General features: G+C 27.3%; 13 protein-coding genes. 3 read left to right on the plus strand and 10 right to left on the minus strand.

The annotated features are described in order from the left end of the window. Nucleotides 1-20: 20 nt before the first annotated feature. The 4 genes from MPUT_RS02630 to MPUT_RS02645 all read right to left on the minus strand — a co-directional run bounded on the left by MPUT_RS02630 (nt 21) and on the right by MPUT_RS02645 (nt 4,837). A complete protein-coding gene (locus MPUT_RS02630) occupies nt 21-818 on the minus strand; it encodes a diacylglycerol kinase catalytic domain-containing protein (RefSeq protein WP_014035245.1) in 798 nt (265 codons plus the stop codon). Between the two features lie 81 nt (nt 819-899). Continuing rightward, entirely contained in the window at nt 900-1,619 is a 720-nt protein-coding gene (locus MPUT_RS02635; RefSeq protein WP_014035246.1) for an SDR family oxidoreductase, read from the minus strand. 104 nt (nt 1,620-1,723) lie between these two features. Further along, complete coding sequence (locus tag MPUT_RS02640) at nt 1,724-3,928, minus strand: MSC_0775 family lipoprotein (RefSeq protein WP_014035247.1); 2,205 nt, start codon at nt 3,926-3,928, stop codon at nt 1,724-1,726. Between the two features lie 9 nt (nt 3,929-3,937). Continuing rightward, nucleotides 3,938-4,837 carry an MAG4940 family membrane protein gene (locus MPUT_RS02645; protein ID WP_014035248.1) on the minus strand — a complete coding sequence of 300 codons (900 nt, stop codon included), beginning with the start codon at nt 4,835-4,837 and terminating at the stop codon, nt 3,938-3,940. A gap of 278 nt (nt 4,838-5,115) precedes the next feature. On the opposite strand from MPUT_RS02645, the gene trpS reads away from it, so the two are divergent. Next, nucleotides 5,116-6,129 (plus strand): tryptophan--tRNA ligase, encoded by a 1,014-nt coding sequence (gene trpS / locus MPUT_RS02650; protein ID WP_014035249.1) that lies wholly within the window; start codon nt 5,116-5,118, stop codon nt 6,127-6,129. A gap of 34 nt (nt 6,130-6,163) precedes the next feature. Beyond that, nucleotides 6,164-7,444 (plus strand): methylenetetrahydrofolate--tRNA-(uracil(54)-C(5))-methyltransferase (FADH(2)-oxidizing) TrmFO, encoded by a 1,281-nt coding sequence (trmFO, locus tag MPUT_RS02655; protein ID WP_014035250.1) that lies wholly within the window; start codon nt 6,164-6,166, stop codon nt 7,442-7,444. A gap of 32 nt (nt 7,445-7,476) precedes the next feature. Here trmFO and MPUT_RS02660 read toward each other — a convergent pair whose 3' ends face one another. Beyond that, nucleotides 7,477-9,882, minus strand: a complete 2,406-nt coding sequence (locus MPUT_RS02660) for a PTS fructose transporter subunit IIABC (protein WP_014035251.1) — start codon at nt 9,880-9,882, stop codon at nt 7,477-7,479. A 163-nt stretch (nt 9,883-10,045) separates the two neighbouring features. Here MPUT_RS02660 and MPUT_RS02665 point away from each other — a divergent pair, with 163 nt between their 5' ends. Further along, nucleotides 10,046-10,741 (plus strand): hypothetical protein, encoded by a 696-nt coding sequence (locus MPUT_RS02665; RefSeq protein WP_014035252.1) that lies wholly within the window; start codon nt 10,046-10,048, stop codon nt 10,739-10,741. A gap of 72 nt (nt 10,742-10,813) precedes the next feature. Here MPUT_RS02665 and rplT read toward each other — a convergent pair whose 3' ends face one another. The 5 genes from rplT to ptsP form a co-directional block, all read right to left on the minus strand. Then, nucleotides 10,814-11,179, minus strand: a complete 366-nt coding sequence (gene rplT / locus MPUT_RS02670) for a 50S ribosomal protein L20 (protein WP_014035253.1) — start codon at nt 11,177-11,179, stop codon at nt 10,814-10,816. A 20-nt stretch (nt 11,180-11,199) separates the two neighbouring features. Then, the gene (gene rpmI, locus MPUT_RS02675) at nt 11,200-11,394 is read right to left on the minus strand and encodes a 50S ribosomal protein L35 (RefSeq protein ID WP_014035254.1); all 195 of its coding nucleotides are present in this window, start codon (nt 11,392-11,394) and stop codon (nt 11,200-11,202) included. Nucleotides 11,395-11,410: 16 nt separating this feature from the next. Beyond that, the gene (infC, locus tag MPUT_RS02680; protein ID WP_014035255.1) at nt 11,411-11,959 is read right to left on the minus strand and encodes a translation initiation factor IF-3; all 549 of its coding nucleotides are present in this window, start codon (nt 11,957-11,959) and stop codon (nt 11,411-11,413) included. 467 nt (nt 11,960-12,426) lie between these two features. Then, nucleotides 12,427-12,897, minus strand: a complete 471-nt coding sequence (locus MPUT_RS02685; protein WP_014035256.1) for a PTS sugar transporter subunit IIA — start codon at nt 12,895-12,897, stop codon at nt 12,427-12,429. 132 nt (nt 12,898-13,029) lie between these two features. Further along, nucleotides 13,030-14,754, minus strand: coding sequence for a phosphoenolpyruvate--protein phosphotransferase (gene ptsP / locus MPUT_RS02690; protein ID WP_014035257.1), 1,725 nt, complete (start codon nt 14,752-14,754; stop codon nt 13,030-13,032). Nucleotides 14,755-14,838: the final 84 nt, after the last annotated feature.

The following is a 14,838-nucleotide window of genomic DNA, read 5'->3' on the forward strand; positions in this document are numbered from 1 at the left end:
GATATAATTAAGATCCTATCTTAATTTTTAGTCTTGTCATTTAAAACAAAAATGTCACGTAATATTTCAGTTTTACTAATTTTATGTTTATTTAAATTTAATAATTTAACTTTTTTACTACTTAACTTAATTAATAAGTTTTTTGCTTCTAAGTGATATTCAAAAGTATCAGCACTCAAACCTACTTGATCTAAACTTTCTAATTCTAGTCTAATTTCTTGTTCATCAGAAAATAACACAGGAGCATTTAGTGTTCGGAATTTATTAGTTGAAACTGGCATCAGTTCTTGCATTTCAAATAATGACACTTCAGGATAAATAATTGCTCCATTAGCAGATTTAATAAATCCAGTTGAACCACTTGGAGTTGCAAACACTAACCCAGTTCCTTTAAATTCTTCTAAAAGATCATCATTAATATAAATTTTGGTAGTTAATGGTCTTGTGTGATTAGTAACTTTGATTTCATTTATTGCATAGACTTTTTTGTCATTAAAATTAACTTCTAATAATCCTAGTTTAGTAATATTTGCATTTTTTAATAAGTCACAACAAATTGCTTGTTGTAGGTCTTCAATTCGATTTTTATTAGTATAAAACCCAATGCCACCAAACTTAATTGGAGCAAAAACTAACTTATCTAGTAAATGTTGGTATTTATGAACTGCTACTAAAAAAGTACCATCTCCACCAATTACAAAAACAACATCAGGATTTTGATCATCTTGATAAAAGTCGTTTTCAGCCAATAGTTTTACTAAATTATTTTTAATTTCACCAGTTGTAGCATAGTTATTTGTTACTAAACTGTATTTCATAATTAAATTCTCCTTTTTATTTTTTAAATATTATATATTTTCTGAACTAAGTTGATATTATTAAAAAATTCTTAATAGTCTTTAAATATCTGTTTCATTTGTATGAGCAATCATTAATTCTTTAATACAAACATCTTGTGGTAGTTGATAAACATATAAAATAGTTTTTGCAATTTGTTCAGCTTTTAATCCACCATTAATTTGGTTAATAAACTGCATATGTTGATCAAGAATTGTTTTTTTAGTTGAATTTAATAAATTAGTATTAACTGTACCTGGTTCAATTAAAGTAAATCTAATATTATTATCAGCTAATTCTCGTCTTAGTTGCTCAGTAATTGCGTTTACTGCAAACTTAGATCCATTATAGATTGCATGATCTTCATAGAGATATCGTCCAGCAACACTTGAAATGTTAATAATTGTTCCATGATTTTGTTTTAACATAGAAGGTAGAACCACATCCATGCCGTTAATAACACCTTTAATATTAATATCTAAGATATCGTATTTTTGTTCAAGTGGTTGGTCAAGATATTTATCTAAAGGCATAATTCCCGCATTATTGATCATTAAATCAACTGGTCCAAATTGTTGTTCAGCCAGACTAATAGCTTGTTTAATCTCTTCAACATTTCTAACATCAACTTTAGCAGTTAAGCAATTTGGTAAGTTTAAGTTATCTAAAAGTTCTTTTCTTCTTGCCATGATTAGTAAGGGATAACCATTTTTTGAAAATAATTTAGCACATTCTAGTCCAATTCCTGAACTAGCTCCGGTAATTACTACTAATTTTTTCATTTCTTCACCTCTTTTGAATTTATTTATTTTGATTTTAAAATAAAAAAGATCTTTATAACTAAATATAAAAATCTTGAAATGATTTAAAGTAATTGTTATTTTAATTAATTCAATTTATTAAATTCTTTAACACTGTATGCTGGTGTTCTTTCATCTCTTAATTTATATAATAAGTTAGGATTTGCATACCCTTTTGTTTTTTCAAATCTTGACATACTTAAATTCGTTAGATAAGCTGGTGTTTCATTTGTCTTGATTTTGTCTTTTCCATTTAATTTTTCTTTTCCTGTTATAGGTTCAACATCATAAACTACAAATGAAGATGAATTGCTTTCTACTCCGGTGTTTCCAAAAGTTGAAAATTTATTTTTAGATTTATCATAGTATCTATCTACTCTGTTCTTATTCACTGGAGAAGATGTTGTTTTAGTTGAAAAGTAATTTGCTGATAAATAACTTGGTCTATTTGTATAAAAATTAACATGGGCATGTGACATTCATCCACCATTTGAAGCATTATTTCCTAAATAACCTATAATAGTTCCTTTTTTGACATGTGTAGGAGTTAAAGGGGTAACTGATGTTACAGCTTTTATAATTCGATTAGTTGTTAAATTAACATTTTGAACACTTCAATTTAAAGTTTTATTTTCTAAAGTTCTTTGTGCATCTAAATGTAAGAATGATACATATACAGAATCGCTATTATCATTTAAATAAATTTCTTTTTCTCTAGGAGTAAATGATAGATTATTAATAGGAATTTTTGCAACCAATACTGTTCCAACTCCAGTAAAAGGTTGATCGGTTGTTAATTCATAAGCAGCGATTATCTCTCCATCATATGGCATAACTACAGGTTGAAAATCATTTGCAATATAATCTTCACCGATATGCATAAACTTAGGTGTGGTTGTTTTTTCATCATAAAATCCTCTTGAAGTTCCATATCCACCAGAAAACAATTCAGATCCATAAAATCTTAATGAATCTTTATTAATACTTTTTAGATCTTCTTGAGTTAGTCGTTCAGTTGCAAATACAGGAGCTTGAATATTTTGTTTAACAAAATCACTTTCAAAAAGATTGGTGTATTGACCTATGCCTATTTTTTTATGAAGTTTTACTTTTTTATTATCTTTTAAAGTTAGATCTAATTCTAATTCAGCATTTCTATAATCATTTGCATTTTTAATTTGTCTAATTTTTACATCACTTATGTTTTTAGAATTAGATTTTATTAGTAAATTATTTTTTGTTAAGTTACTAAAATCAGTATTTGTTTCAGGATTTTTTATTGTGTTTACTTTCAATATTTCATTTAACTTTATATCTCTTCAGAACTGATCATCTTCGTTGAAATTAAATTTTACAAATGTTGTGATTCCAGATTCAGCCTTAACTATGTCTTTATTTTTCTCACCAATAGCTAATCTAACTTTTAAATAACCTTCATTAAATGCAAGTTTTTCATTTGACAAGTCAACTCCCGTAATGGTTTTTTTAAATTTAATATTGGTATTACTAGTATTGTCTTTTTGAATATCATCAAATTCTTTTACTTTCAAATCAAAAATAGTTTCTAGTTGCTTTGAATCTAACTCATTAAGACCTCATTTTTCAATACTTTCCTTTTGGTTTTTAATGTCAGATTTAATAGTTGCTGTAAACTGATTTTTATTTTCAAATGATTTAATTTTTTTAAAGATTTCTTCTATATTTTTTGTGTCAATTTGCTCTAATCTACTTCTCTTAACATCCTTAATTTTAAAGTTAATAATCTGTTCTATAAATAGGCCTTTAGCATAACTGAAATTATTATGACTTAATAGTGGTAATTGAACTTTGACAGGAAAAATTACATCAAAATTATTTGCATAATCTCGGTTGATATTTGTATAATCAATTAAAAATTTAAGCCTATTTATAAACTTGGTTGATAGATTAAATTTTTCTTTAATAATACGTTTAAATTCATTCTCATCAAATTTAATATATTTATAAGCATAGTTATTTTTCATTAAATTATTAAATTCAACAGTTGCTCCAGACGCACCAGCAATTTTAAATTTAACTAATTGCTGACTGTGATCATGTTTTAAAAAATATTTATTAATTTCTGATAGCAAATTAATTTGATTATAATTTTCAAATTCTTGTTTAGCTTGTTCTGTTTGTAAACTATGATATTGTAAATAGAGTTTTTCTGAACCTTGTTGAAAAGTAGCACACGAAGTAACAATAATTGGAAAACTTATTATAGTAGTACTTAAAATTGGAATAAATAGTTTTTTAAATTTATTTGACATAAAATCTCCTTATGCAACTGAAATCACAGCACCAGTTTGGATTTTTATTAAAATACTAATAAAAGCGATGATCATCGGAATAAAAAAAGAAAACACTAGTACTATGACAAATCTAAAAAGTTGATTTAAATAGTTTTTTAATTCTTGTTGTTTTAAATGTTGGTCTAATGATATAAATGTAATAGTTTTAAAAATGATTTCTAAACTTGGAAAAAATAAGTGAAATGAAAAGTATTCAAAAAATGATGAGAATAATAGTATTATTCAAATCACAAATAGCTCAATTAAAATAATTCCAAATTGATCAAATCGATAAATACCAAGATCAATGCTTGAAATAAAAGGCATAATTATTACTAATGCACTGATAAAAACAAATTCTTTAATACTAAAACCTAGCATTGATAACTCACTAGTTGAGTTAAAAAATGATCTTAGAGTTATTTTGTTTAAAAACTGGTATTCTATTTTGTGTTGATTAGTTTTTTTAAATGCATAAAAAAATAAACTGAAAGCTGTAAATCCTAAAATACCACCAATTAATTGACCTGCTAAAATATAAGGTACTCCAGTTAGTAAAATACTTCCTGTTAAATTATTACTAGCTTGGCCTGATTTACCAAATCCGATAAAAACGCTTCTAAAAAAGACTATTAAAGGATTTAAAAAAACTGAAATACTTGTTTTTGATCCTATACTTGCTAAAGCATAAGGTAAAAAGAATGCTAATGCTGTTGCAAACACTAAACATGTTGACAAAAATAATTTATTATGATCTTTTTTTAAAGCTATAGCAATTAGTTTGAAAGCTAAAACAAAAAATACTAATAAAAAGACAGCAATTATTTCAAAACTAAAGACTGTAGCATCAAAAGTTGTTCTTAATGCTTCACCTGGGGTATGTTTCATATAACACCTCATAACAATACTCACTCGGTTTTATTTTACTAAATATCTAAAAAATCATAAAATTGAACTTATGAATTTTTTGAGATTATCTTAAGTTAGAATCTTGATCATTAGGTCAAAAATAACTTTTAATAAGTTACTTTAAAGTATTTAAAGAATGGATCAATAATTAGTAAAATATATTAGATATTTATTTATATAAGCTTTTAAAACAATGCTTTACTAGGTTTAATATTTTAAAATTATAATGATATAGACAAAAAACTTAAGGAGAAAATATGCACGCTAAGCAGAAAATGGTATCTGGAATAACACCTAGCGGAACTATGACTTTAGGAAACTATCTAGGTGTTGTTAAACGTTTTATCGAGTTTCAAAAAGAGCATGATTTATATATTTTTATTGCTAATTTACATGCAATAACACTACCTCAAAATAAAGAAGAACTAAGAAAGAACACTAAAGAAATCGCTGCTTTATATTTTGCTTGTGGTTTAGATATTAATAAATCCACTATTTTTTTACAATCAGATGTTAAAGAACACTCTCAGTTAGGTTGAATTTTAATAACTCACACCACTATGGGTGAGCTTTCAAGAATGACTCAGTTCAAAGATAAATCACTTAAAGCTAATACTGATAATAAGGCTTATATTCCTGTTGGATTATTTGCCTATCCTGCGTTAATGGCTGCTGATATTTTATTATATGATGCAGATTTTGTACCAATCGGAATCGATCAAAAACAACATCTTGAACTAACAAGAGATTTGGCAATTAGAGTTAATAACAAATATGGTGAGGTTTTTAAAATTCCTGAACCACTGATAAATACAAATACTAGTAAAATTATGGATTTACAAGATCCAACTAAAAAAATGAGTAAATCAAGTGATAATCCTAAATCTATTATTACAATGTTAGATTCAACAGATCAAATTAAAGCAAAAATCAAAGCAGCGGTTACTGATTCAGAAAATCTAATTAAATATGATCCAGTTAATAAGCCAGGAGTAAGTAATTTGATCACAATTTATTGTGAACTAACTAACACAAGTATCGCTGAAGCTGAAAAACGTTGAACAAATAAAAATTATAAAGATCTAAAAGATGATGTAACTCAAGTTTTGATTGAGTTAATTGATCCTATTCAAAAGCGTTTTAAAGAACTGTATAACTCAAAACAAGTTGAGCAGTGATTAGAACAAGGCGCTATCAGAGCACAAAAAATTGCTTATAAAAAAGTACAAAAAGTACAAAACCTAATTGGGTTAAACTATAACAGAAAATAAGACTATTATCATTGGTCTTTTTATTAATTAAATTATGAAAACAGTTAGAGTTATTGGAGCTGGATTAAGTGGTTGTGAGGCTGCTTATCAATTATTAAAAAGAAATTATTTTGTTGAATTATACGAAGTTAAGACTATTAAAAAAAATCCTATTCAAACTAATGATCTTTTTGCTAATCTTGCTTATTCTGATTCTTTTAGATCTACTAAGTTAACTGATGCTGTAGGAACATTGCATTGTGAAATGCAACTATTAGACTCTTTAATTATCAAAAATGCTAACAAGGCTGCAACTAGCACAACTAGTTCACTAGTATTAGATAGAAATAAATTTCAAAGTTATATTACCAATTATTTAAAAAGTCAACCAAATTTAAAAATTATAGAAGCTGAATATTTTGAAATTGATTCAGACATTCCTACTATTATTGCTACAGGACCAATTCCTACTACCAATTTAGAAAAAGCAATTGAAAAATTAGTTGGTAAAAATAATTTTTACTTATTTGATGCAGTTGAACCTATGATTTTAAAATCATCAATAGATTTAAAGAATGTTTATCAACAAAATAATGATCTTTATTGTTTATTAAACAAGCAACAATTTGACAAAATCTATGATCAGTTAATTAATGCTGAAATTTTTATTTCACCTTTAACTGATGAAATCAAAATGGTTCATGATCATGGTTTTAATGCAATTGAAACAATTGCAAAAAAAGATAAAAAATTATTATTAAATACTATTTTTAAAGCAAAACAAGATAGTTATGCTGCTGTTAGACTAGTACAAGACAGTGTAAGAAAAGATATTTATAATCTAGTGGGTTTTTGCTCAAGCATTAAATGACCAGAACAAGAAAAAATCATTAAAAATATTTCAGGATTAGCAAATGCTAAAATTCTTAGATATGCAGTTATGCATAAAAATGACTATATAAACACTGCTAAAGTTCTTAATTTAGGCTTTCAACTAAAAACTCATCCTAAGATCTTTTTTGCAGGACAACTAACAGGTGTTGATGGTTATGTTGAATCAGCAGCAACCGCAATTATTGCAGCAATCAATCTTGACAGATATCTAAATAAGCAAAAACCATTAGTTCCTAATATCAATTCAACCATTGGAGCGTTATGTAATTATTTAAATAAAACTACAGATGAAATCTTTCAACCTATAAAAATAAATTGAGCACTTGTTGGCAATAAAGTTAAAGATCTAAATTCAGAAAAAGCCAAACTAAAGTTATCAATCAAAGCACAAAAAGCTATTCAAAAATACATTAAAGATATTAATAAAAATAAATCCCTTTAATCAACTAAAAGGGATTTAAGCATTTTATGAAATTACAACAAGTTATTTTCTTGTAAAAACTTATTTACAATTGGTTTTTTTAGATCTTTTGAGTAATTATCAATTTGTTCTTTAGCAAGATCTTTTAATTTTATAATTTGAGCTGATGATGATTTTTTATCAGATCTATCATTTGCTTGGTTGATAGTTTGAATATCTTTAGTTAATCTTTGGTTTACTTGATTTTTGTAATTGCTGATTTCAGTTTTGTGTGATTTCAAAAGTTGGTCTTCTTCTTTTTGATATTTTTTAAAAGTTGCTTTTAACTGCTGCAAATCTCTATCAAATTTAACCTTAGTTTCTGAAACTTGATTAGCTAGTGAAAGTAGTTTAGCTTTATCATTTGTTTGTTTTTTAAGACTGTTGATTTCAGCTTTAAGAGCTTTTAGTTTTGTTTTTCTAACTTGTTTTAAATTACTTAACGCCATTTGATAAGCTCATTTAACTGAATCTTTTTCAGTAACACCAGCTAATAATCACAATCCATAACTAACACAAGTTATAACTGAACCAATAATAATAGCTAAAAAGAAATAAACTGTTTGAATTCCATAAGGAACTGCTCCTAAAATTCCAACAATTGGTCCACCATGAGCTGCAGTATCTTGAACTTTTAAAGCTCCAGCGATTCCTCCTGCTATAGCACTTCCTAAAACGTTACATAAAATAGCACGTTTAGGATCTCTAATGGCAAATGGTATTGCACCTTCACTAATTCCAATCATTCCCATAATTAGAGCAGCTAAACCCATTTGTCTTTCAGCTGAGTTAAAGAATTTTTTAAAAATAACAGTTGCTAGTCCCATGCCTAGTGGAGCAACTGGAATGGCAGCAGCCATCGCTCCCATTGGTTCATAAATTTGTTGAGTAATTAAAGCTGAACAAGTCACAAATGCAATTTTATTAATTGGCCCACCCATATCAAATCCAGCCATTGCTCCAACAAGAACACCTAAACCTAGTCCTAAAACTAAACCGATATTTTGTTTTTGATATGTTTGTTTAATAAAGTTAGAAAATTTTTCCATTACAAAACCAATAGGTGCACCAAGAGCATAAATAAATAGTAATGAAATTAAAATCCCTGCTGTTAGTGGTACAAAAAAGATTGGCATGGCTGGGGCTAAAGTTTTAGGACCTTTTCATGTGTTAACTCATCTAACAAAATACCCAACTACTAGTCCTGCAATAATTGCACCAACAAATCCCATTGGAGTTTGAATTTGATTTAACCCAGGAATTCAGTTTACAAAATTAGTTGCATTATTTCCAATAAAAGCACCAACCATTGCTGGAGCTATAGCAGATCTTCCGGCTATAGAATTAGCAATAAATCCTGCCAAAACTGGAATCATAAGCATAAATGCAGCTACTCCAATAGTTTCAATTACTTTTAAAAACCCAACAGGTGAGGCATTAGCACCATTAATTGCTTTTGTTACACCAACTGAAACAGATAAACAGATTCCCCCTAAAATAATGATAGGAACCATATAAGAAATACCAACTAAAACATGTTGTAAGATACCAGTTTTTTCTTCTTTTTGACGGTTTCTAATTTCAAAGTCTTTGTTTTTTGGTGATAAGACAACAGCACTTTCAAGTGCTTTTTGAATTGTTAATTCAGGATCTTTAATTGCTTCAGCAACTTTAGATTTATAAATTCTTTTACCCGCAAATCTTGATAAATCAACAGCTGTATCAGCTGCAATAATAACAACTTCAGCTTCTTTGATTTCTTTTTTTGTTAATTCAGTTCCGACACCCTTTGATCCTTGTGTCTCAACTCTAATATGATTATTTGTTTTTAATCCAGCTTGAAGTAACTTTTCTTCAGCCATATAAGTATGAGCAATTCCCACAACACATGAAGTAACTGCAACGATTTTATGATTTGATTTAGAAATCTTTACTTCTGGTTGGTCAAGATTTTTAGTACTAGTTGTTTGTTGTTGATTTTGTAAAGCTTCTAAAATAGCTTTATAAGTTCTTGATTTTTTTAATATTTCTTTAAAATCAGGATCAATAAGTTTTACTGCTATTTGGCTTAATAATTCAATGTGCTGATCACCATTAGAACCATCAACAACTAATAACGCAATAGCTACTTTAGTTTTTTGACCATCCATTGATCCCCAGTCAACTTCGTGTTTGAATCTAATTACAAAAACAGCAGTTCTTTTTAGTTGTTTGATTCTAGCGTGTGGGATTGCAAAACCGTCTTCAAATCCAGTTGATCCTTGCATTTCACGTTTTACAAAGCCATCAACTAGTGCTTTTTTATTTGTTAGTATTTTTAATTCGCTTGCTTTTTGAGCGATAAACTCAAATGTTTCTCTTTTTGTTTTAAGATCAACATCTAAAAATATAAAATCTTTATCACAAACTTTCTCTATCATGCTATCTCCTGTCTACAATTTTTATTATAATAAGCTTTTAGATCTTTAAATTGTAGTTATCATTTATTTTTAAGAGAAATAGATTTTAACAAGACAATTTTTACTACAAAATATCGTATTGATATAATAAAAAAGAAAAATTCTATTCATTTAGGAGGTAAGTATGTTTTATGGTATTACTACTGGAATAAGTGTATTAGTATTAATTGGTCTTATAGTTTTAGCAATAGTTTTAGATCGAAATTTTTTTAAAAGAATCTCAACAACTACAATTACTTTAATGGCAATGTTAGTAGCTTTAATTGTTTTACTAACAAACTGCATTGGTAATTCAGGAATTTTAGGTGCCCGTTTAATGCTAGGTAACTTTGTGTTGTTTTTATCCGGTATGTTGCTAGGTCCAGTTGGTGGAGCAGTAGTTGGAGTGCTAAGTTGAATTATCGGTCTTGCTTTTATTCAAACTTATATTCATACTTCAATTCTTGCAATGTATGTCTTATATGCAATGTTAGGCTCATTTGTATTTTTATTAAAACCTAAATCAAGATTTCAATTTGTTTATACTACAGTAGTTTTACTATTTATAGCAATGTTTTTAATGACTTTTATTGCGTTTCCAATTGCGCAATGATCATTTACAACAAAAAACATTCCTTTTCTAGCAGTGGTGCTATTTCCTAAAAAATTTATTGTCTTTCCAATTGATGTAGTTTTTGAAATTGTTTTGGTATTTGCTTGTTTTCAAACAGCTTTGATATTATTAAAAAACAGTCCAAATATTGAAAGTAAAATATGAGCTTTAAAAAAAACTGAAGGTCAGGACTTATTTAGAAAGAAAAACCCAGAATTACAACAATAATTATTAATACTACTTCTAAAACTATTTTAGAAATTTTTTTATTTAAATAAAAAACATACCCAAGGTATGTTGTTAGTTTGATTTGTTTAATGCTTGCTTAGCTGCATTAACTAATACTTTAAATTCTTCAGTGTTGTTAATAGCTAGTTCTGATAACATTTTTCTATTGATATCAATGTTAGCCAATTTCAGTCCATTCATAAATGTAGAATATGATAACCCTTCAGGTCTAACCGCAGCATTAATACGAACGATTCATAGTGATCTAAAGTTACGTTTTCTTTCTTTACGTCCAACAAATGCATAAGCCATAGAGCGAACTACTTGTTCATGTGCTTTTTTGTATGAAGATTTTTTAGTTCCATAATAACCTTTGGCACGTTTAATCCAACGTTTTCTTCTTGCTCTAGTTACTTTTCCAAATTTAACTCTTGCCATGTCTCACTTATCCTCCTAAATTATTTTTGAATTAAACCCTTTCAGTTTTTCATATCTGATTTACTTACAATAGTCATTTTTTCTAAATGACGTTTTTGTTTAGTAGTTTTACCTGTTGCACGGTGTGATCTGTAAGCTTTGCCTCTTTTTAATGTCCCATTTGGTTTAACAATAACACGTTTAGCTAAAGCTTTCTTAGTTTTCATTTTTGGCATGTCTATTCTCCTTGTCTTAACTAATTTTCTTAGGCACGATATACATATCTAAAAATTTAGTATTTAGTTTAGCTTCTTTTTCAATTTTAGCTACATCGCTAACTAATTCAAAAAATTTATTCAATGTTTGATGTCCTAAATCAATATAAATTACTTCTCTACCCTTAAATTTTAAAGACACTTTAACACGGTTTCCTTCTTCTAAAAATTCTTTAGCCTTTCTTGCTTTAGTTTCTAAATCATGCTGACCAATATTAACAGTTAATCTGATTTCTTTATTTTCAGTTTTAACCTGATTTTTTTTAGATTCTCTTAATCTTTTTTGTTGTTCATATTTGAACTTACCATAGTTTAACATTCTAGCAATTGCCACTCCATCAGGTTGAGTTCCAACTTGATATAAGTCTAGGTTTTTTGTTCTAGCTAAATCTAAAGCTTCACGCTTAGACATTACACCTAGTTTTTCTTTGTTTTCATCAATTACTAGAATTTGATTAGCTCTAATATACTCATTAATTGGTTCTTGATTTTTGATAGGTCTTGAATTTCTTTGTCTGTTGTCCATGCATTACTCCTTTAAAATAAAAAATGTGCCATTAAAGAATTAGAAAGCACACTTATTGCAGATAACTATTATAAAAAGTTATTACCATTTCGCTGTAATTGCTAGTGGTGAGCTAGTGCTTCTTCTTTAAACGAGTTAATTGTATACTAATTATCTTAATTATTCAATAAAAATTAAAAAGATCTCTAACTTTTTGATGCTAATAATTAATATAAGTTTAATTAAGAGTTAATTTTAAAATTTTTTAAAGTTGCTATTAAACATTAATAACTTAAAGATTAAAAAAATTAAATAAAAATGGTCTTGATTTAAATATCAAGTCCATTTTAAAACTATTAAAATTTTTTTAATTATTAGAAGAGTTAATTAACTAAAAATTACTCTTAAATTAAATTCAACTAACCTTAAAATGACTTTTAATTAAAAGATAAAATCAGATTATTTAAATTTAACTCACCACTAATAAATTATTTTAAAATTGCTACAACTTCACCGTATTTAACGTTTCCTGTTTTAACAATTTCAATTGTTTTTCCAGCAGTATTTGTAAAAATAACTGGCGTTTTCATTGAAGGAACTTTTTTAGCAATTTTTTTAATATCAACGTTTACTAGTTTGTCTTTTGCATTCACCATTTGATCTTGTTTAACAAATGTTTTAAATCCCTCACCGTTTAATTTTACAGTATCTAATCCGATGTGAACTAGAATTTCAACACCATTTTTTGCACGAATTCCATAAGCGTGTTTAGTAGGAAAAACAGTGACTAATTTTCCTGAAATTGGTGCATGAAAGATTTTTGTTTTAGGAATAATAGCAAATCCATCACCTAACATTTTTTCTTTAAATGCATCATCTTCAACTTGGTCTAATCCAATAAGTTCACCACTACATGGTGCAAGAATTTCAATAGTTTTCTTCTTAAATGGTCATCACATAATATACCTCTTTTTTATAATAAAAAAAATAAAATTATTCCAAAATAATTGTATCACTTAAAAATTAATAATTATAAGTAGTTTTTTAACAAAAAATAATTTAAAAAAGAATTAAAAAGAGTTAAATTAGTTTTATTTCAAAGAATTTAAATAATTATTAACTAGTTCTAAAACTTGTTGTTCAGTTTCACATTCCAAAGCTTGTGTTGCTAAGATTTCAGCTGATTTAGTATCAATTTTACTCATTAAAGATCGTGATTTTAAAACAGCTCTAGCACTCATTGAAAATGCGTCTAATCCCATTCCTATTAATAATGGTAGTGCTTGAATATCTCCAGCCATTTCACCACACATAGCAACTCATTTATGATTTTTGTGCCCACCATCAATTGTCATTTTAATTAGTTTTAAAATTGCAGGATTAATTGGTTGATATAAATATGAAACATTTTGATTCATTCGATCACTTGCCATTGAATATTGAATTAAATCATTAGTTCCAATTGAAAAGAAATCGGCATATTTACTAAATTGATCAGCATTAACTGCAGCACTAGGAATTTCAACCATCATTCCAATTTGTACACTTTGATCATAAACAATTTTTTGCTGATCTAGTTCTTTTTTACAATCTTCAACAAATTGTTTTGCTTGCTGAAATTCATCAACAGTTGCAATCATCGGAAACATAATTGCTAATTTTCCAAAAGCCGAAGCTCTTAGTAAAGCTCTAATCTGATCTTTAAAAATATCTTTGCGATCTAAAGTAAATCTAATTGCACGATAACCTAAAAAAGGATTCATTTCTTCAGGAAAGCTAAAATAAGATAATTTTTTATCTCCACCAATATCTAAAGTACGAATAATCACTAGTTTTTGATTCATAACAGTTAACACTTGTTTATAAGCTTGAAATTGTTCTTCTTCAGTTGGAAAGTGATCATTATCCATATATAAAAATTCAGAACGGAATAATCCGATTCCTTCAGCTCCAGAATCTAAAGTAGCTTCAAGATCATTTAATGAACCAATATTTGCTTCAATTAGCTTTTCAACACCATCTTTAGTTAAAGATTTTTTATCTTTAATTTTTTTTAATTCTTGTTGGGTCTTTTGATACTCTAAAACTTTTTGTTGATAATTAGTTATATCAGTAGAACTTAATTCTAATTCAACAATTCCAGCTGCCCCATCTAAAGCAATCATTTGATCATCTTTAACAATTTCAGTAATGTTTTTTAGTCCTAAAACAGCCGGTATTTCTAAGCTTCTAGCCATAATCGCAGCATGACTGGTTCTTGCGCCAATATTAGTTAAAAACCCTTTGATGTACTTTTTATCTAGTTGTGCAGTTTGACTTGGTGTTAGATCATCAGCAACCAATATCACTTCTTGATCAATTGTTGAAAGATCAACAATTTTAATATTTAAAATGTGCTTAATAATTCTTGCTGCAACGTCTTTAACATCAGCACTGCGTTCTTTAAAATATGGATCATCCATTGTTTGAAAAATCTCAAAATATTTATTAGTAATTTCTTGAGTTGCAAATTCAGCATTAACCTTTTCAGATTCAATTAAACTAGTAATTTCTTGTCTAATAGCCGGATCATTTGCAATATCAATATGAGCATCAAAAATAGCGGCTTTATCTTGACCAAGTTTTTTAGTTGCAATTACTTTTAAATTTTCTAAATCAGCAATCGATTTTAAAACTGCTTGGTGATATTTTGCAATTTCTTGTTCAACATTATTAATAAGAGTTTTTTTAATATTAATTTTTTCATCTTTAATGATTAACGCTTTAGCTATTGCAATACCTTCACTAGCACCGATTGCATTAAGTTGTTTAGCCATAATATCTTCCTGTTCTTGTTTACAAATATAATTTTAATTTTTAAATTTTAAAAAAAATAACTTACAAAAATTTTAAAGTTAATT

Source organism: Mycoplasma putrefaciens KS1 (assembly GCF_000224105.1).
Lineage (GTDB): Bacteria > Bacillota_I > Bacilli_A > Mycoplasmatales > Mycoplasmataceae > Mycoplasma > Mycoplasma putrefaciens.